The sequence below is a fragment of the Curtobacterium sp. TXMA1 genome (assembly GCF_020162095.1).
Lineage (GTDB): Bacteria > Actinomycetota > Actinomycetes > Actinomycetales > Microbacteriaceae > Curtobacterium.
The window spans coordinates 2902604-2928651 of record NZ_CP083910.1; the positions used below are offsets into that span (position 1 = coordinate 2902604).

13 protein-coding genes and 6 rRNA genes are annotated in these 26048 nt (G+C 65.3%); 1 reads left to right on the forward strand and 18 read right to left on the reverse strand.

What is annotated here, in order from left to right; genetic code table 11:
* Positions 1–480, reverse strand: coding sequence for an ASCH domain-containing protein (locus LCG91_RS13710; protein WP_224443160.1), 480 nt, complete (start codon positions 478–480; stop codon positions 1–3).
* A gap of 127 nt (positions 481–607) precedes the next feature.
* Here LCG91_RS13710 and LCG91_RS13715 point away from each other — a divergent pair, with 127 nt between their 5' ends.
* Positions 608–1051, forward strand: a complete 444-nt coding sequence (locus tag LCG91_RS13715) for a DUF2510 domain-containing protein (protein WP_224441738.1) — start codon at positions 608–610, stop codon at positions 1049–1051.
* A 163-nt stretch (positions 1052–1214) separates the two neighbouring features.
* Here LCG91_RS13715 and LCG91_RS13720 read toward each other — a convergent pair whose 3' ends face one another.
* The 17 genes from LCG91_RS13720 to tyrS all read right to left on the reverse strand — a co-directional run bounded on the left by LCG91_RS13720 (position 1215) and on the right by tyrS (position 26036).
* Positions 1215–2210, reverse strand: a complete 996-nt coding sequence (locus LCG91_RS13720) for a site-specific tyrosine recombinase XerD (RefSeq protein ID WP_224441739.1) — start codon at positions 2208–2210, stop codon at positions 1215–1217.
* A 26-nt stretch (positions 2211–2236) separates the two neighbouring features.
* Entirely contained in the window at positions 2237–2851 is a 615-nt protein-coding gene (locus LCG91_RS13725) for an NUDIX domain-containing protein (RefSeq protein ID WP_058727702.1), read from the reverse strand.
* 191 nt (positions 2852–3042) lie between these two features.
* Positions 3043–4764 (reverse strand): CTP synthase, encoded by a 1722-nt coding sequence (locus LCG91_RS13730; protein ID WP_058749256.1) that lies wholly within the window; start codon positions 4762–4764, stop codon positions 3043–3045.
* A gap of 237 nt (positions 4765–5001) precedes the next feature.
* The gene (gene recN / locus LCG91_RS13735; protein ID WP_224441740.1) at positions 5002–6696 is read right to left on the reverse strand and encodes a DNA repair protein RecN; all 1695 of its coding nucleotides are present in this window, start codon (positions 6694–6696) and stop codon (positions 5002–5004) included.
* Complete coding sequence (locus LCG91_RS13740) at positions 6693–7616, reverse strand: NAD kinase (RefSeq protein WP_058727699.1); 924 nt, start codon at positions 7614–7616, stop codon at positions 6693–6695. The genes recN and LCG91_RS13740 overlap by 4 nt, the downstream gene beginning before the upstream one ends.
* Positions 7613–8452 (reverse strand): TlyA family RNA methyltransferase, encoded by an 840-nt coding sequence (locus LCG91_RS13745; protein ID WP_224441741.1) that lies wholly within the window; start codon positions 8450–8452, stop codon positions 7613–7615. Before LCG91_RS13745 ends, LCG91_RS13740 begins: the two co-directional genes overlap by 4 nt.
* Entirely contained in the window at positions 8341–8778 is a 438-nt protein-coding gene (locus LCG91_RS13750) for a hypothetical protein (RefSeq protein WP_224441742.1), read from the reverse strand. Before LCG91_RS13750 ends, LCG91_RS13745 begins: the two co-directional genes overlap by 112 nt.
* A gap of 10 nt (positions 8779–8788) precedes the next feature.
* Entirely contained in the window at positions 8789–9766 is a 978-nt protein-coding gene (locus LCG91_RS13755) for an HAD-IIA family hydrolase (RefSeq protein ID WP_058727696.1), read from the reverse strand.
* Positions 9767–9791: 25 nt separating this feature from the next.
* The gene (locus tag LCG91_RS13760; RefSeq protein ID WP_224441743.1) at positions 9792–11111 is read right to left on the reverse strand and encodes a hypothetical protein; all 1320 of its coding nucleotides are present in this window, start codon (positions 11109–11111) and stop codon (positions 9792–9794) included.
* An 811-nt stretch (positions 11112–11922) separates the two neighbouring features.
* Positions 11923–12039: ribosomal RNA gene (gene rrf / locus LCG91_RS13765) — 5S ribosomal RNA — on the reverse strand.
* Positions 12040–12180: 141 nt separating this feature from the next.
* A 23S ribosomal RNA gene (locus LCG91_RS13770) occupies positions 12181–15309 on the reverse strand.
* A 425-nt stretch (positions 15310–15734) separates the two neighbouring features.
* Positions 15735–17256 (reverse strand): 16S ribosomal RNA (locus tag LCG91_RS13775).
* 490 nt (positions 17257–17746) lie between these two features.
* Positions 17747–18586, reverse strand: coding sequence for a GNAT family N-acetyltransferase (locus tag LCG91_RS13780; RefSeq protein WP_224441744.1), 840 nt, complete (start codon positions 18584–18586; stop codon positions 17747–17749).
* 220 nt (positions 18587–18806) lie between these two features.
* A 5S ribosomal RNA gene (rrf, locus tag LCG91_RS13785) occupies positions 18807–18923 on the reverse strand.
* A 141-nt stretch (positions 18924–19064) separates the two neighbouring features.
* A 23S ribosomal RNA gene (locus tag LCG91_RS13790) occupies positions 19065–22192 on the reverse strand.
* Positions 22193–22617: 425 nt separating this feature from the next.
* Positions 22618–24139, reverse strand: a 16S ribosomal RNA gene (locus tag LCG91_RS13795).
* The 16S, 23S and 5S rRNA genes sit together here, the layout of an rRNA operon.
* 583 nt (positions 24140–24722) lie before the next feature.
* A complete protein-coding gene (tyrS, locus tag LCG91_RS13800; RefSeq protein ID WP_224441745.1) occupies positions 24723–26036 on the reverse strand; it encodes a tyrosine--tRNA ligase in 1314 nt (437 codons plus the stop codon).
* Positions 26037–26048 lie beyond the last annotated feature (12 nt).

Below are 26048 nucleotides of genomic sequence, written 5' to 3' on the forward strand. Positions count from 1 at the left end.
TCAGGCCTCGGCGGGCGCCTCCGGCCAGAGCAGCCGGAAGCGCTCGCACAGCACCGGCATGTCCGGCTCGTACCCGCGCGGGTTCTCGGAGTGCTCGCGCCAGTAGCGCTCGTGCACCGCGCGCCAGTGCGCGAGGGTGCGGTCGCCCTCGCCCTCGGCGCGGGCGTGCTCCTCGCCGACCTGGTCGAACGGCACGACCCGCAGGTCCGTCGTCTCGATGACGGCGCGGGGTTCGCCCCGACCGTCGAGGATGACGCTGAGCTCGCCGACCTCGGGCAGCGGGTCGCCCGTCGCCTCGTAGTCCCACATCGACGACGCCGTGCCGTCCTTGATCCCGCGGAGCACCAGGTCGAGCAGACCGTCGGCGTGGTCCGGCGTGGCGCCGAACGCCCACGCCTCCGGCACGGCCTCGGGGAGCTCCGGTGCCTCGTCACGGCGGGCGGACCAGAAGGCGGACAGGGTATGGGCGTCGGCGGTGATCACCCGCCCGACCGTAGCGCACCGACTGGTCCCCCTTGTTGCCGACACCCGCTGTGGGACTGTGGGCGTACCTCCCGGCTGCGTAGCGTCGAGGTGCACCATCCACCGCACCCTCGAGGAGCACCCCGTGACGCTGCCGGCCGCAGGCTGGTTCCCGGACCCCCAGGACGCCCACCGCCTGCGGTGGTGGGACGGTCACGCGTGGGGCGGGGCGACGCGGGTGCTCCCGGCCCGGCAGGAACCCGTCGCACCGATCGTCGTCGCACCGGCCGGACCGTCGTTCTCGGTCGAGGGCGGAGCGGTCCGGACCGGCTCGTGGGCCTCCGGCGGCTCCGTGCAGCGGGTCGGGGCGGCGGCGCTCGTGGCGGTCCTGCTCGCGGTCGTGTCGGTCGTGTGGAACCCGGTCGGGGCAGCGAGCACGCTGGCCGTCGTCGCGGGGGTCGTCGCGATCGTCCGTCCCGGCGCGACCGGCGGCTGGCGCGTGCTGTGGCGGAGCGCTGCGGCGAGCGCCCTCGTGGTCGCCGTCGCCACGGGGGCGGTGGCTGCGTCCGCGCAGTTCCACCTGCTCTGAGGACGACCTCCGGTCGCTACCGCCGCGCCCGCGGCCCTCGGTGCTCGGCGCTCCCCGCACAGCCGAAAGCACGTCGCGCCACGCTTCTCCACGGCGCAACGTGCTTCCGGTCGTGTCTGAGCACGTCGCGCCGCACGTCGCCCCGGCCCACCGACTCCGGTCGCTACCGCCGCGCCCGCGGGTGCGCCGTCTGGTACACGTCGCGCAGCATGTCGGCCGTGACGAGCGTGTAGATCTGCGTCGTCGCGACGCTCGCGTGCCCGAGCAGCTCCTGCACGACGCGGACGTCGGCGCCGCCCTCGAGCAGGTGCGTCGCGAACGAGTGCCGGAACGTGTGCGGTGACACGTGCGCCGACAGCCCCGCCCGTTCCGCCGCCGCCTGGATCACGAGCCACGCGCTCTGCCGCGACAACTGAGCGCCGCGTGCTCCGAGGAAGAGCGCCGGGGTCGACGGACCCCGGGCCGCGAAGACCGGCCGCGCGCGCACGAGGTAGGCGTCGACCGCGGCCCGGGCGAAGCTGCCGAGCGGCACGATGCGCTGCTTGTTCCCCTTGCCGGTGACCTTCACGACCGCCAGCCCGTCGCCCTCGTCGTCCTCGGGGTCGGACAGCGTCGCGACGTCGTCCACGGACAGCCCCACCGCCTCGGAGATGCGCGCGCCCGTGGCGTAGAGCAGCTCCAGCAGTGCCCGGTCCCGGAGCTGCACCGGGTCGTCGTCCACCGCGCCCGCGGCGCCGAGCAGCCGCTCCATGTCGTCCACCGAGATCGCCTTCGGCAGGCGCGACGGTGCCTTCGGCGGGCGGACGGCCGTGCCCGGGTCGAGCGGGACCCAGCCCTCGGCGGCGGCGAACGCGGTGAAGGAGCGCACCGAGCTGAGCATCCGCGCCACCGACCGGGGCGCGAGCGGCTGCTCCGGCCGCGAGGTCAGGTGTGCGACGAACCCGGCGACGTCCGCACGGGTCAGCCGCGCGACGTCCGTCAGGGCCTCCGCTCCCCCGGCCCGGTCCGCGCCCGCGGAGTCGACCGCCCGCGTCGAGGCGAGCCACTCCGCGAAGACCGCCAGGTCCCGCCGGTAGGCCGCGACCGTGTGCTGCGACAGCCCTCGCTCGACGGCGACGTGCCGCAGGTACGTGTCGGTGGCACGATCGAGCGGGGTCACCCCTCGACGCTAGCCCCGCGCGGTGGTCATGCCGTCGCGCCGCGCTCGGTCGCACCCCGCTCGATCGCGTCGACCGCCAGGGTCGCCACGACGAGCGCGGAGTTCTGCAGCCGACCGGCCAGGATGCCCTCGACCAGCTCGGCGCGCGGCACCCACCGCGTCACGATGTCGGCTTCCTCCGCCTCGCGCTCGAACGCGGACGCCGTCGCACGGACCCCACGGGCGCGGTAGACCTGGATGAACTCGTCGCTGCCACCGGACGAGGTGTTGTACCGGACCAGGGGCTCCCAGTGGTCCGCCTCGAGGTCCGCCTCTTCGCCGAGCTCCCGCTGCGCGGCGGTCAGGTGGTCCTCGCCCTCGTGGTCGAGGAGTCCGGCCGGCAGCTCCCAGTCGCGCAGCTGCACCGGGTGCCGGTACTGCTGGATGACGAGCACACGGCCGTCGTCGTCCTCCGCGAAGACGGCCACGGCGCCGGTGTGGTCGATGTACTCGCGGACCATGTCGTGCCCGTCGTAGTCGACGTGGTCGCGGCGCACGTCCCAGACCGCGCCCTCGTACACGACGGTGGACTCGGTGACCTCGTACGAGGCGTGTTCGTCGGCGATCGGTGCGGCAGCGGTGGGGTCGTCAGCGGTGGTCACCGAGCCATCCTGGCACGCGGCCCCGACGAGCGGCCCCTCAGGCCGCGTCCGTTCCGCGGAAGCGACAGTCCGCCGCCGACGGTTCCGCGCACACTGTCGCTCCCGCGGTACGGATCAGAACCGCACGCGCCCCGCAACGGACGGGAGGCGCGGTGCCAGCCGGCACCGCGCCCGTCAGTCGTCCGGTCGCGTCAGGCGACGACCTCCGCCGACTCCTCGGCCGGGTCGAAGAGGCTGGACGCCTCGTGCCGCGCGATCGCCGCGTCGACCAGCCCGGCGAACAGCGGGTGGGCCTTCGTCGGCCGCGAGCGCAGCTCCGGGTGCGCCTGCGTGGCGATGTAGAACGGGTGCACGTCGCGCGGCAGCTCGACGTACTCGACCAGGGTGCCGTCGGGCGAGGTGCCCGAGAACACCAGGCCGGCGTCCGCGATCTGCTGACGGTAGGCGTTGTTCACCTCGTAGCGGTGGCGGTGGCGCTCGGAGGCCTCCGGCGCACCGTACAGCGACGCGGCGAGCGACCCGTCGGCGAACTTCGCGGGGTAGAGGCCGAGGCGCATCGTGCCGCCCATGTCCCCACCGGCGATGATGTCGACCTGCTCGGCCATGGTCGCGATGACCGGCGTCGAGGTCTCCGGGTCGAACTCGGTGCTCGACGCGTCGGTCAGGCCGGCCTCGTGCCGGGCGTACTCGATGACCATGCACTGCAGGCCGAGGCACAGGCCGAGCGTGGGGATGCCCTGCTCGCGAGCGAAGCGGAGCGCACCGAGCTTGCCCTCGATGCCGCGCACGCCGAAGCCGCCGGGGACGCAGATGCCGTCGACGTCGCCGAGCTGCTTCGCGGCGCCCTCGGGTGTCGTGCAGTCGTCGGACACGACCCACTTCAGCGTGACCTTGGCGTTGTGGGCGAAACCGCCCGCGCGCAGGGCCTCGGTGACGGACAGGTACGCGTCCGGCAGGTCGATGTACTTGCCGACCAGGGCGATCGTGACGTGCTTCTTCGGCTCGTGCACCGCGTCGAGGACCGGGTTCCAGGCCGACCAGTCGACGTCGTGCGCGTCGAGCTTCAGCGCGTCGATGATGACCTGGTCGAGGCCCTGGTCGTGCAGCAGCGTCGGGAGGTCGTAGATCGACGGCACGTCCACCGCGTTCACCACCGCGTCCTCGTCGACGTCGCACATCAGGGCGATCTTGCGCTTGTTCGCGTCCGACACCGGGCGGTCCGAGCGGAGCACGAGGGCGTCCGGCTGGATGCCGATGGACCGGAGCGCGGCGACCGAGTGCTGCGTCGGCTTGGTCTTCTGCTCGCCCGAGGCGCTCATGAACGGCACGAGCGACACGTGCACGAAGAACACGTTGTTGCGGCCGAGCTCGTGCCGGACCTGGCGTGCGGACTCGATGAAGGGCTGGGACTCGATGTCACCGACCGTGCCGCCGACCTCGGTGATGATGACGTCGGGCTGCGGGTCGTTCTCGGCCTGCTCGCGCATCCGCCGCTTGATCTCGTCGGTGATGTGCGGGATGACCTGGACCGTGTCGCCGAGGTACTCGCCGCGACGCTCCTTGGCGATGACGCTCGAGTAGACCTGGCCGGTCGTGACGTTCGCGGCCTGCGACAGGTCGATGTCGAGGAAGCGCTCGTAGTGCCCGATGTCGAGGTCCGTCTCGGCGCCGTCGTCGGTCACGAAGACCTCGCCGTGCTGGAACGGGTTCATGGTGCCCGGGTCCACGTTGAGGTACGGGTCGAGCTTCTGCATGACGACCTTGAGGCCGCGTGCCGTGAGCAGGTTGCCGAGGCTGGCCGCCGTCAGGCCCTTGCCGAGGGACGAGACGACCCCGCCGGTCACGAAGATCTGCTTCGTGACCTTCGGGGTCGAGGTCGAAGAATTGGTTCCGCCGCTGAGAGTGTCCGCCACGGGGTTCCATCGTACGTCAGAACTGCCGGGAGGCGCGACCTGCGTTCGCCGCGGGCGTTGCGCACGACGGTGGTCGCTCCCACCGAGACGCCCCGGCCCGCGCGAGACGCCGCGGGTTCCGGCGGCGTCTCGCGGAGCGCGCGGCGTCTCGGGCTGACGCCGGTGTCTCGCGCTGACCACGGGGCGGGCGCGAGCCGAAGGGCGGGGGTGCGGTGCGCCTCCAGGTCGAGCGGTCGGCTAGGCGCGCTGGCCGGCGACGTCGAGGAGCTCGCGCGCGTGCTCGATGCCGCTCGCGCTGTCCCCCAGGCCGGAGAGCAGACGAGCCATCTCCTGCAGTCGTTCCTCGCCCTCGAGCCGCCGGACGCTCGACGAGGTCACGGCGCCACTGGCGTCCTTGACCACGTTGAGGTGGTTGTTCGCGAACGCGGCGACCTGTGCGAGGTGCGTGACGACGACGACCTGCGTGCGCTCGGCGAGCTTCGCGAGCCGCCGACCGATCTCGATCGCCGCGGCACCGCCGACACCGGCGTCCACCTCGTCGAAGACGAAGGTCGGCACGGTCGTGCTGCCGGCCATGACGACCTCGATCGCGAGCATGACGCGGGACAGCTCGCCGCCGGACGCGCCCTTGCCGATCGGGCGCGGGTCGGTACCGGAGTGCGGCTGGAGCAGGATGGCCACCTGGTCGCGGCCGTGCCGGCGGTACTCGCCGCCGTCGGTGACCTCGACGACGAGCGTCGCTCCGGCCATCGCCAGCGTCCGCAGCTCCGCGGTGACCCGCTTCGCCAGGTCGCCGGCCGCCTTCGTCCGGGCCGCCGTGAGCGTGGCGGCCGTCTGCTCGAGGGCCTGCTCGTCCTGTTCGACGGCCTGCTGCAGCGCCACGATGCGGTCGTCGTCGCCGTCGAGCTCGAGGAGCCGATCGCTCGCCCGCTGGCCGTACGCGATGACGTCGTCGACGGTCTCGCCGTACTTGCGGGTCAGGTTCGCCAGGAGCGCCCGGCGCTCGTTGACGAGCTCGAGGTCGTGGCCGGCGTCCGGCTCCAACGAGTCGAGGTAGCTGGACAGCCCGGCGGAGGCGTCCGACGCCTGGATCCCGAGTTCGGTCAGTTGCTCGAGCACGGGCTGCAGGGCCGGGTCCGAGCCGGCGACGCGCTCGACGGCGCGGCGCGCTGCCTCGACCAGGCCGACCACGTCGGCGACGCCGTCGAGCGACTCGCTCGACAGGGCCTCGTGGGCGGTGCCGGCCGCCAGGCGGAGCTCCTCGAGGTTGCCGAGGCGTTCGGCGCGCTCCGCGAGCTCGACGTCCTCGCCGGGTTGCGGGTCGACCGACTCGATCTCGTCCGACGCAGCACGGATCCGATCGGCCTCGGCGACGCGGTCGTCGCGGTCGCGCACGAGCGCCTCCAGCTCGCCGGCGTGGGCCTGCCAGGTGTCGTAGGCGGCGACGTAGGCATCCAGCGCACGCTGGACGGTCCGGCCACCGAAGCCGTCGAGGGCTGCGCGCTGGGCCGACGCCGACGTCAGGCGGATCTGGTCCGACTGTCCGTGCACCGTCACCAGCTGGTCGGCGAGTTCACCGAGTACCGCGACCGGGGCGCTGCGTCCGCCGACGGTCGCACGGCTACGGCCCTCGGCGGAGACCGTGCGGGTGAGGATGAGCTCGCCGTCCTCGACCGTGCCGCCGGCGTCCTCGACACGCTCCGCGACGGCGGCGTGGTCCGGCACGTGCCAGCGTCCCTCGACCACCGCGCTCGAGGCACCGCGGCGCACCGAGCCGGCGTCCGCGCGCGCACCGAGCAGGAGCCCGAGCGCCGTCACGATCATGGTCTTGCCCGCACCGGTCTCCCCGGTGACGACGGTGAAGCCGGGCCCGAGCTCGAGCGTGGTCTCGCCGATGACGCCGAGGTCGGAGATGACGATCTCCTCGATCATGCGTCGTCCTCGGTCGCCGGGCCGCGCCACCCGGCGACGGGCAGCTGGAACTTCGCGACCAGCCGGTCGGTGAACGGTGCGTCCTTCAGCCGTGCGACCCGGACCGGGTCGGGTGAACGACGGACCTCGACCCGGGCGCCCGGCGGCAGGTCGTGCGTGCGACGTCCGTCACACCAGAGGACCCCGACGCCGCTCGTCCGCCGCAGGACTTCGATCGCCAGCGTGCAGTCGGGACCGACGACGATCGGTCGGGCGAACAGGGCGTGCGCGCTGAGCGGCACCATCAGCAGGGCGTCGACGTCCGGCCAGACGATCGGGCCGCCGCCCGAGAACGAGTAGGCGGTGGACCCCGTCGGGGTCGCGACGACGACGCCGTCGCAGCCGAAGGACGACAGCGGACGACCGTCGACCTCGGTCACGACCTCGAGCATGCGCTCACGCGAGGCCTTCTCGATCGTCGCCTCGTTCAACGCCCACGACGAGTAGACGACCTCGTGCCCGACGACCACGTCGACCTGCAGCGTCACGCGCTCCTCGACCTTGTAGTCGCCGGTCAGGGCGCGTTCGACCGTGGCGCGCAGCCCGTCGCGCTCGCTCTCGGCGAGGAACCCGACGTGCCCCAGGTTCACGCCGACGATCGGCGCACCCGTCCCGCGCGCCAACTCGGCCGCCCGGAGGATCGTGCCGTCGCCGCCGAGGACGATGACGATCTCGAGCTGGTCGGCCTGCACGTCGACACCCAGGATGTCGACCTGGCCGACCGAGGCCTCGGCCCGCCGGACGTCGGCGTACTCGTCGAACGGCATCACCGGGGTGAGCCCCGCGGCGTGGAGCAGGTCGCAGACCTCGACGGCGGCGTCGATGGAGTCCTGTCGGCCCGTGTGGGAGACGAGCAGGATGTGCCGGTCGTCGTCGCTCATGCAGCCCCTTCGGTGAGTTCGGTGGCCCGATCGATCCACGCTGTCGGGTTCCCCCATCCTGCCGGATCACCCCCGACACGACGCTGGAAGTGCGCGAGGTACTCGCGGTTGCCGTGCGTGCCTACGATCGGCGACGCGGCGAGTCCGACCGTTCCGAGGCCGGCGTCCCACGCCGACCAGAGCACGTTCATCAGCGCGTCGTTCCGCAGCCCGGGATCGCGCACGATGCCCTCGCGCACACCGCCGCGGCCGACCTCGAACTGCGGCTTCACGAGCAGCACGAACTCGTCGGCGGGCACGGCCTCGGCCAGCACGGGCAGCACGATGCGCAGGGAGATGAAGGACAGGTCGCCGACCACCAGGGTCGTGCGGGGTGCCTCGTGGTCGAGTGCCGCGTAGTCGTCGGCGGTGAGGTCGCGGGCGTTGCAGCCCTCGACCACACGGACGCGTTCGTCGATCGCGATCACCGGGTCGAGCTGGCCGTGCCCGACGTCGAGGGCGACCACGCGGGCAGCGCCGTGGTGGAGCAGCACCTGGGTGAACCCGCCGGTGCTGGCCCCCACGTCGAGCACCACGCGCCCGCCCGGGTCGACGCCGAAGACCTCGAGCGCGCGGACGAGCTTCCGCGCCGCACGGGACACCCACTCGTCCTCGGTGTCCACGACGAGTTCGGCGTCCGGGGCGACCGGCGCCGAGGGCTTCACGACGGCCGACCCGTCGACGGTCACCCGCCCGGCCTGGACCAGTTTCGCCGCCGCGGTCCGTGAGCGCACGAGTCCGCGGGTGGCGAGCAGTGCGTCCAGCCGGACCGGTCGGCGGTCGTCGTGCTCAGGCACCCGTACCGCCGTCGCCTCGTCCGCTCCCCCCACACCTGCGCGGCGGCGGATGCGGGGCCGGAGCTGTGCCCCTGCGGTGGCTGACCGCTCTCGAGCCGGGTGCGCAGGTCGTCGTGCAGGGTGGCGAAGGCGTCGGCGCGCTCGGGCAGGGGCAGGGCCTCGGCAGCGGCGGTGCGAGCTGCGAAGTCGTCGGGTTGCTGCGGTTGCTCGGGCTGCTGGTGCTCGCTCTGGCGCTGCTGCTCGCTCTGTCGGTGCTCGCTCTGGCGCTGCTGGTCGCTCTGTCGGTGCTCGCTCTGGCGCTGCTGCTCGGGCTGCGGGTCGTGCACGTCGGTCACGCTACTCGCCGCCGTACAGCTTCGGGTCGACGTCGAGGCCGTAGATCGCCAGCCCCGACTCCCAGATGAGCGCCGCGCCCGCACGGAGCAGGTCGATCGGGGTGCCGGCGTCGAGCACCCGCACGACGTGCCCGTGCATCGCGACGGTGGCGTCACCGACGGTGACGTACCGGGTGCCGTCCGGGTCCTGCCGCCGCACCGTCACCGGGTAGGGCGCGGACAGCCCGCGCAGGTCCTGCAGCACGTAGGTCGGACGCGAGCGCTGGTCGGCCGCGAGCACCTGCTTCGCCTGGTCGATGCCCGTCAGCACGAGCACGCTGGGGATGCCCGCGTCGTTCGCGCCCTTGATGTCCGTGTCGAGACGGTCGCCGATGAACAGCGGGTGCTCACCGCCGAACCGGGCGATCGCGGCGTCGAAGATCGGCCGTTCCGGCTTGCCCGCGACGACCGGCATCCGACCGACGGCCTGGTGCACGGCGGACACGAGCGTGCCGTTGCCGGGCGCGATGCCCCGCTCGACCGGGATCGACCAGTCCATGTTCGTCGCGACCCACGGCACCTGCGGGTCGGCGAGGGCGAACGACGCCTCGGCGAGGTGCGTCCACCCGAGGTCCGGTGAGAACCCCTGGATGACCGCTGCCGGCGCGTCGTCGGCGCTCGTCGTCACGGTGAAGCCCGCCTGCTCGACGATGCTCGTCAGCCCGACACCGCCCGTCACCAGCACGGTGGACCCGGCCGGCACGAGCGTCTCGAGCAGTCGGACACCCGCCTGCGACGAGGTCACGACGTCGTCGGCCGAGACTTCGAGCCCGTAGCCCTGCAGGTGCTCGGCCACGTCGGACGGCCGGCGCGAGGCGTTGTTCGTGATGTACCCGACCCGCGCCGTCAGCGACGCGCGGGTCAGGGCCTCGACCGCGTGCGGGATCGCGTTCCGCCCGCGGTACACGACGCCGTCGAGGTCGGTGAGGACGACGTCCACCCCGTCCGTCGGCGGCCTCGGGACGTCAGTCGGCTGCGGAGCCGTCGACGTCGCGGGGGTTGTCGTCGTCGATCTCGCCGAGGTCGTCGTCGGGGTCGACGTCGTCGCCGAGCTGGTCGGTGTCGTCGAGCGCTCCGGCTCCGTGCTCGTCCCCGGCGACGGGCTCGTCACCGACGACGGCGTCGTGCTCGTCGTGTCCTTCGACTTCTTCCTCGACCACATCGACAGTCTCCCATGCGTTCTCGTCGGCGATCTCAGCCAGGGCGGCGGCGGCCCGGTCGACCCGCGCCCACCACTCGTCGGCCTCGTCCTGACGGCCGAGCTCCTCGAGCGTGGCCGCGTAAGCACTGTAGAGGGCCGGCGACCAGCTGTATGCCGTGCTCGGGTCGAGCTGCGGGATCTCGAGCTCGCCGAGGGCAGCCGTCGGGTTGCCCAGGTCGAGCCGGGCGCCCGACATCGCGATCGCCAGTTCGACCTGCACCGCCGTGTCCAGTGCGGCGCGATCGATCGACCGTCCGAGCTCGAGTGCACGCTCGGGCCGACCGAGGCCCCGCTCGCAGTCCACCATCATCGGCAGCTGGTCGTTCTTCCCGGAGATCCGACGGTAGGTACGGAGCTCACGGAGCGCGGTGGCGAAGTCGCCCGTGCGGTACGCGGTGATCGCCGCAGTCTCACGGACGACGGCGACACGGCCGGCACGCCGGGCGGCGCTCAGGGCGTGGAGGTTCGCCGTCTCCGGGTCCTCGTCGACGAGCAGCGCCGCCATGACGAGGTGCTTCGCGACCCAGTCCGCGTTGTCCTTGCTGAGCGTCTTGAGCTCCGCGCGAGCGGCCGGGTCGAGGTCGCGCGCCGAGACGCTCTCGTCGATCTCGGGGTCGTCGTGGCGCGGGCGGACGGAACGGGTGCCGTACGGGTCCCGGTCCTCCCAGTCGTCCCGCGCGGCCTCGCCGAAGCGGGCACCGGCGTGCCGGGAGCCGTCACCGAAGCGAGGGCGGTCACCGCGGTCGTCGCGGCGGGGGCGGTCGTCACCACGGCCGAACGACCGACGGTCGCCGTCGCGCTGCGGCCGACGGTCGTCACCTCCACGGAACGGACGGCGCTCGTCACCGTCGCGCTGCGGACGACGGTCGCCGCCCTCACGCTGCGGACGACGATCGTCGCCACCGCGGAACGGAGCGCGCTCAGCACGATCGCGGTGGGGACGGCGCTCGTCACCGTCGCGCTGCGGCCGACGGTCATCGCTCCCACGGTACGGACGACGCTCGTCACCATCACGCTGCGGACGACGGTCATCGCCCCCGCGAAACGGAGCGCGCTCACCGCGATCACGGTAGGGACGGCGCACGTCACCGTCGCGCTGCGGCCGACGGTCATCGCCCCCACGGTACGGACGACGCTCGTCACCATCACGCTGCGGACGACGGTCGTCACCATCGCGGAACGGACGACGCGCGTCCCCACCACGCTGCGGACGACGGTCCTCACCCCCACGGAACGGACGACGCTCGCCACTGTCACGGGAGGGACGGCGATCGTCGCCGTCACGGGAGGGACGACGCTCGCCGCCCTCACGCTGCGGACGACGCTCGCCGCCCTCACGCTGCGGACGACGGTCGTCACCACCGCGGAACGGACGGTCGCCGCCACGAGGACCGTCGCCTCGCGGCGGACGCCCGGCACCGTCGCGGTCGCCCTGGCGGGCCGGGCGGCGGCCACCGTCGGCGAACGACCGGTCACCGTCACGGAAGGACCGACGGTCGTCACGACCGACCGGCCCGACGTCACGGCCGCCTCGGTCGCTGTCACGTCGCGCACGATCACCCTCGCGACGCTCGAAGTCACGAGGCCCGGACGACCAGCGGCCGCCTTCACGCCGCGCTCCGCGATCCCGGTCGTTGCGCTGCTGCTCGTCGTCGTTCGCCACCGTTGCTCCTCATCGCGTGCCCGCGCCGAAGAGCGCCGGGCTGTCGTCCGCTGTGTCGTTGTGTGGGTGCCGCACGGTCGTCCGTGCTCGCTGCGGGTCCAGTCCATCACGAACCGGACCGCGAGTCGAGCGACCGAGGGCGGAAACAGATGTGGCCACCGGCCTCCGCGAGAACGAGGGTCTCCCCTACGAGTTCTCGATGGAGGGCCGATGGCCACATCACTTACGTTGAGTCCGGCGGCGTCCTACTCTCCCACAAGGTCCCCCTTGCAGTACCATCGGCGCTGAGAGGCTTAGCTTCCGGGTTCGGAATGTGACCGGGCGTTTCCCTCTCGCTATGACCACCGGAACACTGTCGACCCAGATCCTGGATCAAACCATTGTTCCTTCAGAGCATTGCTGAAGTATTCAGTTTGATTCCCGATCGTCTGTCGGGAACCACAAAGTGGACGCGAGCCCCCCACCGTAAACCGGTGGAGGTAATAGTTGTGTTGTCAAGTCTTCGGCTTATTAGTACCGGTCAGCTCCACGGGTCGTTAGTCCCCGCTTCCACATCCGGCCTATCAACCCAGTAGTCTGCTGGGAGCCTCTCACACTCAAGGTGCATGGAAATCTCATCTCGAAGACGGCTTCCCGCTTAGATGCTTTCAGCGGTTATCCGGTCCGAACGTAGCTAATCAGCGGTGCCCTTGGCAGAACAACTGACACACCAGAGGTTCGTCCATCCCGGTCCTCTCGTACTAGGGATAGATCTTCTCAAATTTCCAACGCGCGCAGCGGATAGGGACCGAACTGTCTCACGACGTTCTAAACCCAGCTCGCGTACCGCTTTAATGGGCGAACAGCCCAACCCTTGGGACCTACTCCAGCCCCAGGATGCGACGAGCCGACATCGAGGTGCCAAACCATGCCGTCGATATGGACTCTTGGGCAAGATCAGCCTGTTATCCCCGAGGTACCTTTTATCCGTTGAGCGACAGCGCTTCCACAAGCCACTGCCGGATCACTAGTCCCGACTTTCGTCCCTGCTCGACCTGTCAGTCTCACAGTCAAGCTCCCTTGTGCACTTACACTCGCCACCTGATTGCCAACCAGGTTGAGGGAACCTTTGGGCGCCTCCGTTACTCTTTGGGAGGCAACCGCCCCAGTTAAACTACCCATCAGGCACTGTCCATGAACCCGATCAGGGTCCTACGTTAGACATCCAAAGTGACCAGAGTGGTATTTCAACAATGACTCCACGAACACTAGCGTGCCCGCTTCACAGTCTCCCACCTATCCTACACAAGCCACTCCGAACACCAATACCAAACTGTAGTAAAGGTCACGGGGTCTTTCCGTCCTGCTGCGCGTAACGAGCATCTTTACTCGTAGTGCAATTTCGCCGAGTTCGCGGTTGAGACAGCTGGGAAGTCGTTACGCCATTCGTGCAGGTCGGAACTTACCCGACAAGGAATTTCGCTACCTTAGGATGGTTATAGTTACCACCGCCGTTTACTGGGGCTTAAATTCAGAGCTTCGCCGCAAGGGCTAACCCTTCCTCTTAACCTTCCAGCACCGGGCAGGCGTCAGTCCGTATACATCGTCTTGCGACTTCGCACGGACCTGTGTTTTTAGTAAACAGTCGCTTCCCACTGGTCTCTGCGGCCTTCAACGCTCAACAACGAGAAGTCGTATCACGTGTCCGGCCCCCCTTCTCCCGAAGTTACGGGGGCATTTTGCCGAGTTCCTTAACCACGATTCTCTCGATCTCCTTGGTATTCTCTACCTGACCACCTGAGTCGGTTTCGGGTACGGGCGGCTGCAACCTCGCGTCGATGCTTTTCTCGGCAGCATAGGATCACTGATTTCCCCTTGACGGGTACGCGTCGGATCTCAGGCATGCAGACGACGGATTTGCCTATCGTCAGCCCTACATCCTTACACCAGGTTCACCTTACGGATACCATCGCCTGGCTCAGCTACCTTCCTGCGTCACACCTGTTCATACGCTAGCCGCACCAGCATGGGGTCGAGCGTTAGACCGGACACCATCACCCCGAAGGGATCCGGTAATCCGGGTTAGGACTCTTAGCACCACTGGATTAGCTTGGGCGGTTGTTCGCCGGTACGGGAATATCAACCCGTTGTCCATCGACTACGCCTGTCGGCCTCGCCTTAGGTCCCGACTTACCCAGGGCGGATTAACCTGGCCCTGGAACCCTTGGTCTTTCGGAGGACGGGTTTCTCACCCGTCTTTCGCTACTCATGCCTGCATTCTCACTCGTGTGGCGTCCACGGCTGGATTACTCCGCCGCTTCACTCGCCACACGACGCTCTCCTACCACTCCGCACGACTGAACCACGAAGGCTTGTCTGTGTGCGAAATCTACAACTTCGGCGGTGTGCTTGAGCCCCGTTACATTGTCGGCGCGGAATCACTTGACCAGTGAGCTATTACGCACTCTTTCAAGGGTGGCTGCTTCTAAGCCAACCTCCTGGTTGTCTGTGCAACTCCACATCCTTTCCCACTTAGCACACGCTTAGGGGCCTTAGTTGGTAGTCTGGGTTGTTTCCCTCTCGACGATGAAGCTTATCCCCCACCGTCTCACTGCTGCGCTCTCACTCACCGGCATTCGGAGTTTGGCTGACGTCAGTAACCTGTTGAGGCCCATCGGCCATCCAGTAGCTCTACCTCCGGCGAGAAACACGCAACGCTGCACCTAAATGCATTTCGGAGAGAACCAGCTATCACGAAGTTTGATTGGCCTTTCACCCCTATCCACAGCTCATCCCCTCCATTTTCAACTGAAGTGGGTTCGGTCCTCCACGACGTCTTACCGTCGCTTCAACCTGGCCATGGATAGATCACTTCGCTTCGGGTCTAGGACATGCGACTGAACCGCCCTATTCAGACTCGCTTTCGCTACGGCTGCCCCACACGGGTTAACCTCGCCACATATCACTAACTCGCAGGCTCATTCTTCAAAGGCACGCCGTCACCCCTACAAGGAGGCTCCGACGGTTTGTAAGCAAACGGTTTCAGGTACTATTTCACTCCCCTCCCGGGGTACTTTTCACCTTTCCCTCACGGTACTTGTCCGCTATCGGTCATCTGGGAGTATTTAGGCTTATCAGGTGGTCCTGACAGATTCACACGGGATTTCTCGGGCCCCGTGCTACTTGGGATACACATCCGGCCATAACACCATTTCGTCTACGGGGCTGGCACCCACTACGGCCCGGCTTTCAAACCGGTTCGACTATGATGCGCTGTAACCGCCCCAGTCCGGCAGAACTGAGCGACGTGTCCCACAACCCCGACCATGCAACGCCCGCCGGCTATCACACATGATCGGTTTAGCCTCATCCGCTTTCGCTCGCCACTACTCACGGAATCACATGTTGTTTTCTCTTCCTGTGGGTACTGAGATGTTTCACTTCCCCACGTTCCCTCTACCCGCCCTATATATTCAGGCGGGAGTCACCAGGTCGACAAGTCGCCTGGCGGGGTTTCCCCATTCGGAAATCCTCGGCTCACAGCTCGATTATCAGCTCCCCGAGGCTTATCGCAGATTTCTACGTCCTTCTTCGGCTCCAGATGCCAAGGCATCCACCGTTTGCTCTTAGAAACTTGACCACAAAGATTAAAATTGCGATCGACTCGACACCCGACCACCCCCGAAAGGAGATGATCATCGTCTCGAGCGATCTAAGATGCTCGCGTCCACTGTGTAGTTCTCAACATACGATCGGCACCACACTCCCCGAACCAACCAGTTCGCTTCATGCAGCCCACTCGAAGAACCAAGCGAACATCTGTCCGCCGGCTCAACCCCCGATCATCACGACCGGGAAGCCTGGTCCCTCAGGACCCAACAACGTGCACCAGCCGACCCGCTCACCCCGACCCGTTCCAACCAGCAAGCTGGCGTACTCAGGCCGGAAGCTGCGCTTCCGACTGCACTGTCAATGTTCCACCCATGAGCTACCGGCAACCACACTCGGGTTGCATCGGCGCCTGAACCGAACACCTGCAAGCAGGGCCGATCAGATGCTCCTTAGAAAGGAGGTGATCCAGCCGCACCTTCCGGTACGGCTACCTTGTTACGACTTAGTCCTAATCACCGATCCCACCTTCGACGGCTCCTTCCACAAGGGTTAGGCCACCGGCTTCGGGTGTTACCGACTTTCATGACTTGACGGGCGGTGTGTACAAGGCCCGGGAACGTATTCACCGCAGCGTTGCTGATCTGCGATTACTAGCGACTCCGACTTCATGAGGTCGAGTTGCAGACCTCAATCCGAACTGAGACCGGCTTTTTGGGATTCGCTCCACCTTACGGTATCGCAGCCCTTTGTACCGGCCATTGTAGCATGCGTGAAGCCCAAGACATAAGGGGCATGATGATTTGACGTCATCCCCACCTTCCTCCGAGTTGACCCCGGCAGTCTCCTATGAGTCCCCGCCATAACGCGCTGGCAACATAGAACGAGGGTTGCGCTCGTTGCGGGACTTAACCCAACATCTCACGACACGAGCTGACGACAACCATGCACCACCTGTACACCGACCACAAGGGGGCGACCATCTCTGGCCGTTTCCGGTGTATGTCAAGCCTTGGTAAGGTTCTTCGCGTTGCATCGAATTAATCCGCATGCTCCGCCGCTTGTGCGGGCCCCCGTCAATTCCTTTGAGTTTTAGCCTTGCGGCCGTACTCCCCAGGCGGGGCGCTTAATGCGTTAGCTACGACACAGAAACCGTGGAAAGGTCCCTACATCTAGCGCCCAACGTTTACGGCGTGGACTACCAGGGTATCTAATCCTGTTCGCTCCCCACGCTTTCGCTCCTCAGCGTCAGTTACGGCCCAGAGATCTGCCTTCGCCATCGGTGTTCCTCCTGATATCTGCGCATTCCACCGCTACACCAGGAATTCCAATCTCCCCTACCGCACTCTAGTCTGCCCGTACCCACTGCAAGCCCGAGGTTGAGCCTCGGGATTTCACAGCAGACGCGACAAACCGCCTACGAGCTCTTTACGCCCAATAATTCCGGACAACGCTTGCACCCTACGTATTACCGCGGCTGCTGGCACGTAGTTAGCCGGTGCTTTTTCTGCAGGTACCGTCACTTTCGCTTCTTCCCTACTAAAAGAGGTTTACAACCCGAAGGCCGTCATCCCTCACGCGGCGTTGCTGCATCAGGCTTTCGCCCATTGTGCAATATTCCCCACTGCTGCCTCCCGTAGGAGTCTGGGCCGTGTCTCAGTCCCAGTGTGGCCGGTCACCCTCTCAGGCCGGCTACCCGTCGTCGCCTTGGTGAGCCATTACCTCACCAACAAGCTGATAGGCCGCGAGTCCATCCCCAACCAAAAAATCTTTCCACCACCAGACCATGCGGCCGGCAGTCGTATCCAGTATTAGACGTCGTTTCCAACGCTTATCCCAGAGTCAGGGGCAGGTTACTCACGTGTTACTCACCCGTTCGCCACTAATCCACCCAGCAAGCTGGGCATCATCGTTCGACTTGCATGTGTTAAGCACGCCGCCAGCGTTCGTCCTGAGCCAGGATCAAACTCTCCGTAAAAAATTACCAACCCACCACCGAAGCAGCAGGCCGAGTTGATTCTGACTGTAAAGACTGTCTACTGACAATCAATTCAATCCAAAAGGAATTGTCTCCGACCCGGTCAGCAAGCCGACCAGGCACGGGGTCAAAATAATTGGCATTGACAATGTGCACGCTGTTGAGTTCTCAAGGACCAGACGCACCCCCCACTCGACTCCCAGAAGGAGCTCCGCCAGAGGGGCTTGGATTCTCGACACCACACGCCGAGCCGTTCAGCTCGACATCGCGGTGGTTGGTTGCCGAGCGGGACCCCGTCCGGACTGCATCTCCAGGTCGTCGACCCGGTGACCGTCTCGGCCGTTCCGTTCTCCGCCTCAGCGGCAACGAGGTACAACCTTACGCGGAGGTGAACGCGCTGCCAAGTAGAGCCGCATCCCGGGCGTGTCGCAGAGGGCAGGCTCGAAGCCGGCGCTGGTCCGTGCCGAGGGGCGAGCGCAGCGGCATGCGCTCAGGGCTGGTCGGGAAGCTCGAGCGCGGCCGTCATCTCCTCGATCTCCGCGTCCGGGAATCCGGCTGCCGGGCGCCGCCGTCCTGTCGGTCGGAAGCCGTGACGCGCGTAGAACCGTCGTGCAGGAGCGCCGGCCGGTGCTCGGTCGACCCAGAGGTGGATCGACGGGGCGTGGAGCACCGCCCACGCGAGGACCTCCGCCAGGAGTGCATCTGCGACGCCGTGCGTCCTCCCCCGGGCCGCGGCACGGACGAAGACTCCGGTGAGCAGCGCCTGCGGAGCGCCATCACCACACAACTGCGCTGCCATGATCCCGAGCCAAGGACCGTCGTCCGCCACGGCCACCACGTTGGTGGTGTCGCTCCCGGTACCGCGTCGCGCCCGGGTTCGCCAGTCGTCCTCGGTCATCGCGAGCGTCGTCCGCAGATCTGCCCCGTACGACACGGGGTTCTCCTCCGCGTTCTCGAGTCTGATCTCCCGGACCGATAGCCAGTCCTGCTCCGATGTCCTCCGGATCGAGAACAGCGCGCCGGGGAGGGCCGCTCGACACAGCAGCAACGGGATGCCCGTCGTCGACCACCACGTCAGCGAGACGTACCCGGACGACATCCCACCGTGGGCGAACCGCTCGACGTACACACCGACCCCGACGAGGTCCGACACCGCGTGCCCGACCTCCGCGGCGAAGGCCCTCCGCAACAACGCCTCGAGCTCTCCCTGGATACTCGGGAGCGGCACGTCCGCGAATCGCGTGCGCAACGCGCGCCACAACCACGGATCGCCACGACCACCCCACTGGTCCGGCTCGTCTCGGAAGAGGTCACCGATGCGTCCAGCCACGCAGTCATCATCGCGGACCCGTCCGGAGGGCGCCACTGCCGTCCGGGTGACCGCGCGGGCCGGCCCTCCGTGCCGGGCGAACGCGCCCCAACGCACAGGAACCCTCGAACGCTGGAAGCTCTCGGAACGCAGAATGCCCCTGGAACGCAGGATGCCGCCGGGAACGCAGGAAACCCCTGACCGTTCACGGTCAGGGGTTTCCTGGTGTTGCTGGAGTTGAGTCCGGCGGCGTCCTACTCTCCCACAAGGTCCCCCTTGCAGTACCATCGGCGCTGAGAGGCTTAGCTTCCGGGTTCGGAATGTGACCGGGCGTTTCCCTCTCGCTATGACCACCGGAACACTGTCGACCCAGATCCTGGATCAAACCATTGTTCCTTCAGAGCATTGCTGAAGTATTCAGTTTGATTCCCGATCGTCTGTCGGGAACCACAAAGTGGACGCGAGCCCCCCACCGTGAACCGGTGGAGGTAATAGTTGTGTTGTCAAGTCTTCGGCTTATTAGTACCGGTCAGCTCCACGGGTCGTTAGTCCCCGCTTCCACATCCGGCCTATCAACCCAGTAGTCTGCTGGGAGCCTCTCACACTCAAGGTGCATGGAAATCTCATCTCGAAGACGGCTTCCCGCTTAGATGCTTTCAGCGGTTATCCGGTCCGAACGTAGCTAATCAGCGGTGCCCTTGGCAGAACAACTGACACACCAGAGGTTCGTCCATCCCGGTCCTCTCGTACTAGGGATAGATCTTCTCAAATTTCCAACGCGCGCAGCGGATAGGGACCGAACTGTCTCACGACGTTCTAAACCCAGCTCGCGTACCGCTTTAATGGGCGAACAGCCCAACCCTTGGGACCTACTCCAGCCCCAGGATGCGACGAGCCGACATCGAGGTGCCAAACCATGCCGTCGATATGGACTCTTGGGCAAGATCAGCCTGTTATCCCCGAGGTACCTTTTATCCGTTGAGCGACAGCGCTTCCACAAGCCACTGCCGGATCACTAGTCCCGACTTTCGTCCCTGCTCGACCTGTCAGTCTCACAGTCAAGCTCCCTTGTGCACTTACACTCGCCACCTGATTGCCAACCAGGTTGAGGGAACCTTTGGGCGCCTCCGTTACTCTTTGGGAGGCAACCGCCCCAGTTAAACTACCCATCAGGCACTGTCCATGAACCCGATCAGGGTCCTACGTTAGACATCCAAAGTGACCAGAGTGGTATTTCAACAATGACTCCACGAACACTAGCGTGCCCGCTTCACAGTCTCCCACCTATCCTACACAAGCCACTCCGAACACCAATACCAAACTGTAGTAAAGGTCACGGGGTCTTTCCGTCCTGCTGCGCGTAACGAGCATCTTTACTCGTAGTGCAATTTCGCCGAGTTCGCGGTTGAGACAGCTGGGAAGTCGTTACGCCATTCGTGCAGGTCGGAACTTACCCGACAAGGAATTTCGCTACCTTAGGATGGTTATAGTTACCACCGCCGTTTACTGGGGCTTAAATTCAGAGCTTCGCCGCAAGGGCTAACCCTTCCTCTTAACCTTCCAGCACCGGGCAGGCGTCAGTCCGTATACATCGTCTTGCGACTTCGCACGGACCTGTGTTTTTAGTAAACAGTCGCTTCCCACTGGTCTCTGCGGCCTTCAACGCTCAACAACGAGAAGTCGTATCACGTGTCCGGCCCCCCTTCTCCCGAAGTTACGGGGGCATTTTGCCGAGTTCCTTAACCACGATTCTCTCGATCTCCTTGGTATTCTCTACCTGACCACCTGAGTCGGTTTCGGGTACGGGCGGCTGCAACCTCGCGTCGATGCTTTTCTCGGCAGCATAGGATCACTGATTTCCCCTAACGGGTACGCGTCGGATCTCAGGCATACAGACGACGGATTTGCCTATCGTCAGCCCTACATCCTTACACCAGGTTCACCTTACGGATACCATCGCCTGGCTCAGCTACCTTCCTGCGTCACACCTGTTCATACGCTAGCCGCACCAGCATGGGGTCGAGCGTTAGACCGGACACCATCACCCCGAAGGGATCCGGTAATCCGGGTTAGGACTCTTAGCACCACTGGATTAGCTTGGGCGGTTGTTCGCCGGTACGGGAATATCAACCCGTTGTCCATCGACTACGCCTGTCGGCCTCGCCTTAGGTCCCGACTTACCCAGGGCGGATTAACCTGGCCCTGGAACCCTTGGTCTTTCGGAGGACGGGTTTCTCACCCGTCTTTCGCTACTCATGCCTGCATTCTCACTCGTGTGGCGTCCACGGCTGGATTACTCCGCCGCTTCACTCGCCACACGACGCTCTCCTACCACTCCGCACGACTGAACCACGAAGGCTTGTCTGTGTGCGAAATCTACAACTTCGGCGGTGTGCTTGAGCCCCGTTACATTGTCGGCGCGGAATCACTTGACCAGTGAGCTATTACGCACTCTTTCAAGGGTGGCTGCTTCTAAGCCAACCTCCTGGTTGTCTGTGCAACTCCACATCCTTTCCCACTTAGCACACGCTTAGGGGCCTTAGTTGGTAGTCTGGGTTGTTTCCCTCTCGACGATGAAGCTTATCCCCCACCGTCTCACTGCTGCGCTCTCACTCACCGGCATTCGGAGTTTGGCTGACGTCAGTAACCTGTTGAGGCCCATCGGCCATCCAGTAGCTCTACCTCCGGCGAGAAACACGCAACGCTGCACCTAAATGCATTTCGGAGAGAACCAGCTATCACGAAGTTTGATTGGCCTTTCACCCCTATCCACAGCTCATCCCCTCCATTTTCAACTGAAGTGGGTTCGGTCCTCCACGACGTCTTACCGTCGCTTCAACCTGGCCATGGATAGATCACTTCGCTTCGGGTCTAGGACATGCGACTGAACCGCCCTATTCAGACTCGCTTTCGCTACGGCTGCCCCACACGGGTTAACCTCGCCACATATCACTAACTCGCAGGCTCATTCTTCAAAGGCACGCCGTCACCCCTACAAGGAGGCTCCGACGGTTTGTAAGCAAACGGTTTCAGGTACTATTTCACTCCCCTCCCGGGGTACTTTTCACCTTTCCCTCACGGTACTTGTCCGCTATCGGTCATCTGGGAGTATTTAGGCTTATCAGGTGGTCCTGACAGATTCACACGGGATTTCTCGGGCCCCGTGCTACTTGGGATACACATCCGGCCATAACACCATTTCGTCTACGGGGCTGGCACCCACTACGGCCCGGCTTTCAAACCGGTTCGACTATGATGCGCTGTAACCGCCCCAGTCCGGCAGAACTGAGCGACGTGTCCCACAACCCCGACCATGCAACGCCCGCCGGCTATCACACATGATCGGTTTAGCCTCATCCGCTTTCGCTCGCCACTACTCACGGAATCACATGTTGTTTTCTCTTCCTGTGGGTACTGAGATGTTTCACTTCCCCACGTTCCCTCTACCCGCCCTATATATTCAGGCGGGAGTCACCAGGTCGACAAGTCGCCTGGCGGGGTTTCCCCATTCGGAAATCCTCGGCTCACAGCTCGATTATCAGCTCCCCGAGGCTTATCGCAGATTTCTACGTCCTTCTTCGGCTCCAGATGCCAAGGCATCCACCGTTTGCTCTTAGAAACTTGACCACAAAGATTAAAATTGCGATCGACTCGACACCCGACCACCCCCGAAAGGAGATGATCATCGTCTCGAGCGATCTAAGATGCTCGCGTCCACTGTGTAGTTCTCAACATACGATCGGCACCACACTCCCCGAACCAACCAGTTCGCTTCATGCAGCCCACTCGAAGAACCAAGCGAACATCTGTCCGCCGGCTCAACCCCCGATCATCACGACCGGGAAGCCTGGTCCCTCAGGACCCAACAACGTGCACCAGCCGACCCGCTCACCCCGACCCGTTCCAACCAGCAAGCTGGCGTACTCAGGCCGGAAGCTGCGCTTCCGACTGCACTGTCAATGTTCCACCCATGAGCTACCGGCAACCACACTCGGGTTGCATCGGCGCCTGAACCGAACACCTGCAAGCAGGGCCGATCAGATGCTCCTTAGAAAGGAGGTGATCCAGCCGCACCTTCCGGTACGGCTACCTTGTTACGACTTAGTCCTAATCACCGATCCCACCTTCGACGGCTCCTTCCACAAGGGTTAGGCCACCGGCTTCGGGTGTTACCGACTTTCATGACTTGACGGGCGGTGTGTACAAGGCCCGGGAACGTATTCACCGCAGCGTTGCTGATCTGCGATTACTAGCGACTCCGACTTCATGAGGTCGAGTTGCAGACCTCAATCCGAACTGAGACCGGCTTTTTGGGATTCGCTCCACCTTACGGTATCGCAGCCCTTTGTACCGGCCATTGTAGCATGCGTGAAGCCCAAGACATAAGGGGCATGATGATTTGACGTCATCCCCACCTTCCTCCGAGTTGACCCCGGCAGTCTCCTATGAGTCCCCGCCATAACGCGCTGGCAACATAGAACGAGGGTTGCGCTCGTTGCGGGACTTAACCCAACATCTCACGACACGAGCTGACGACAACCATGCACCACCTGTACACCGACCACAAGGGGGCGACCATCTCTGGCCGTTTCCGGTGTATGTCAAGCCTTGGTAAGGTTCTTCGCGTTGCATCGAATTAATCCGCATGCTCCGCCGCTTGTGCGGGCCCCCGTCAATTCCTTTGAGTTTTAGCCTTGCGGCCGTACTCCCCAGGCGGGGCGCTTAATGCGTTAGCTACGACACAGAAACCGTGGAAAGGTCCCTACATCTAGCGCCCAACGTTTACGGCGTGGACTACCAGGGTATCTAATCCTGTTCGCTCCCCACGCTTTCGCTCCTCAGCGTCAGTTACGGCCCAGAGATCTGCCTTCGCCATCGGTGTTCCTCCTGATATCTGCGCATTCCACCGCTACACCAGGAATTCCAATCTCCCCTACCGCACTCTAGTCTGCCCGTACCCACTGCAAGCCCGAGGTTGAGCCTCGGGATTTCACAGCAGACGCGACAAACCGCCTACGAGCTCTTTACGCCCAATAATTCCGGACAACGCTTGCACCCTACGTATTACCGCGGCTGCTGGCACGTAGTTAGCCGGTGCTTTTTCTGCAGGTACCGTCACTTTCGCTTCTTCCCTACTAAAAGAGGTTTACAACCCGAAGGCCGTCATCCCTCACGCGGCGTTGCTGCATCAGGCTTTCGCCCATTGTGCAATATTCCCCACTGCTGCCTCCCGTAGGAGTCTGGGCCGTGTCTCAGTCCCAGTGTGGCCGGTCACCCTCTCAGGCCGGCTACCCGTCGTCGCCTTGGTGAGCCATTACCTCACCAACAAGCTGATAGGCCGCGAGTCCATCCCCAACCAAAAAATCTTTCCACCACCAGACCATGCGGCCGGCAGTCGTATCCAGTATTAGACGTCGTTTCCAACGCTTATCCCAGAGTCAGGGGCAGGTTACTCACGTGTTACTCACCCGTTCGCCACTAATCCACCCAGCAAGCTGGGCATCATCGTTCGACTTGCATGTGTTAAGCACGCCGCCAGCGTTCGTCCTGAGCCAGGATCAAACTCTCCGTAAAAAATTACCAACCCACCACCAAAGCAGCAGGCCGAGTTGATCTTGACTGTAAAGACTGTCTACTGACAATCAATTCAATCCAAAAGGAATTGTCTCCGACCCGGTCAGCAAGCCGACCAGGCACGGGGTCAAAATAATTGGCATTGACAATGTGCACGCTGTTGAGTTCTCAAGGACCAGACGCACCCCCCACTCGACTCCCAGAAGGAGCTCCGCCAGAGGGGCTTTGTGTTCTTGGTGTCACCGGCAACTCGTCGGACCGAGGTCCTGTGGCTCATCCCGTAGGAGAGGGCCGGTGGAGTAGTCATCCTAAGCGTCGAAGCGATCGAGCACAAGGCTTGATCTGAACTTCGGTGGAGGATGGTCCCGCTTGAGGCCGGCAGGCTCTGGGCTCTCGCTCCAGCCGCTCCGCCGCACCTTTGGGGTGACGAGTAAGAACTCTACGCAGCGACGGCGGGGAGCGCCAACCGGGCCGTCGTCCGGGCGTGTCGCACTCTGCAACTCCAGGTGTGCACCTCCCCGGACGCAGCGGTGCCCGGCCTCCGTCGGGAGACCGGGCACCAGCTGCACGAAGGGTGGGCGGGTCAGCCGAGCGTGACGCCGGCCAGGGTCTTCTTGCCACGACGGAGCACGACGACTCCCCCGGGCAGCGCGAGGCCCGCGAGCTGCGCGGTCGTGTCGTCGGCGCGGACGTTGTTCACGTACACACCGCCCTGGTCGACGGCACGGCGCGCTTCGCCGAGCGACTTCACGAGGCCGGTGTCGACGAGGGCTCGAGCGACATCGGCGTCGCCGGGGAGCGAGACCGTCCCGGGGAGCTCGGCGACCGCTGCACGGAGGGTCGCCGCGTCGAGCGAGCCCAGGTCCCCGTTGCCGAACAGCGCCGCCGAGGCGTCGATCGCCGCCTGGGTCGCCCCCGCTCCGTGCACCAGCGAGGTGACTTCGGACGCCAGGGTGCGCTGGGCCTCGCGACGGAACGGCTCGTCGGCCACCGCCTGCTCGAGCCGCCCGATCTCCGCGCGGTCGAGGAAGGTGAACTCCCGCAACCGGGCGATCACGTCGGCGTCCGCCGTGTTGAGCCAGAACTGGTAGAAGGCGTACGGCGAGGTCATCTCGGCGTCGAGCCAGATCGCGTTGCCCTCGCTCTTGCCGAACTTCGTGCCGTCCGAGTTCGTGATGAGCGGGGTGCCGAGCGCGTGCACGGAGACACCCTCGGTGCGCCGGATCAGTTCCGTGCCCGAGGTCAGGTTGCCCCACTGGTCGGAACCGCCGGTCTGCAGCGTGCAGCCGTACTGCCGGAACAGCTCGCGGTAGTCCAGACCCTGCAGGATCTGGTAGCTGAACTCCGTGTAGCTGATCCCCGCGTCCGAGTTCAGCCGTGCGGCGACCGCGTCCTTCTTCAGCATCGTGTTCACGCGGAAGTACTTGCCGATGTCACGCAGGAAGTCGATGGCGGACAGCGGCGCCGTCCAGTCCAGGTTGTTGACGAGCCGGACGCCGTTCTCGCCGTCGGGGCTGAGGAACCGGGACACCTGCGCCTGCAGCCGGCTCACCCACTCGGCGACGGTCTCCGGGGTGTTCAGGGTGCGCTCCGCGGTCGGTCGCGGGTCGCCGATGAGCCCGGTGGAGCCACCGACGAGCGCGAGCGGCTTGTGCCCGGCGAGCTGCAGCCGCCGCATCGTGAGCAGCTGCAGCAGGTTGCCGCAGTGCAGCGACGGTGCCGTCGGGTCGAACCCGCAGTAGTACGTGATCGTCCCACCGTCGAGGGCCTCCTGGAGTGCCGTCTCGTCGGTGGAGACGTGCACCAGACCGCGCCAGCGCAGTTCGTCCCACACCGAGGCGAAGGTGGGGTCGTTCTGCTGGCGTGTCAGGACATCGGGGTCGGTTGCGCTGGACACCGGACCATCGTA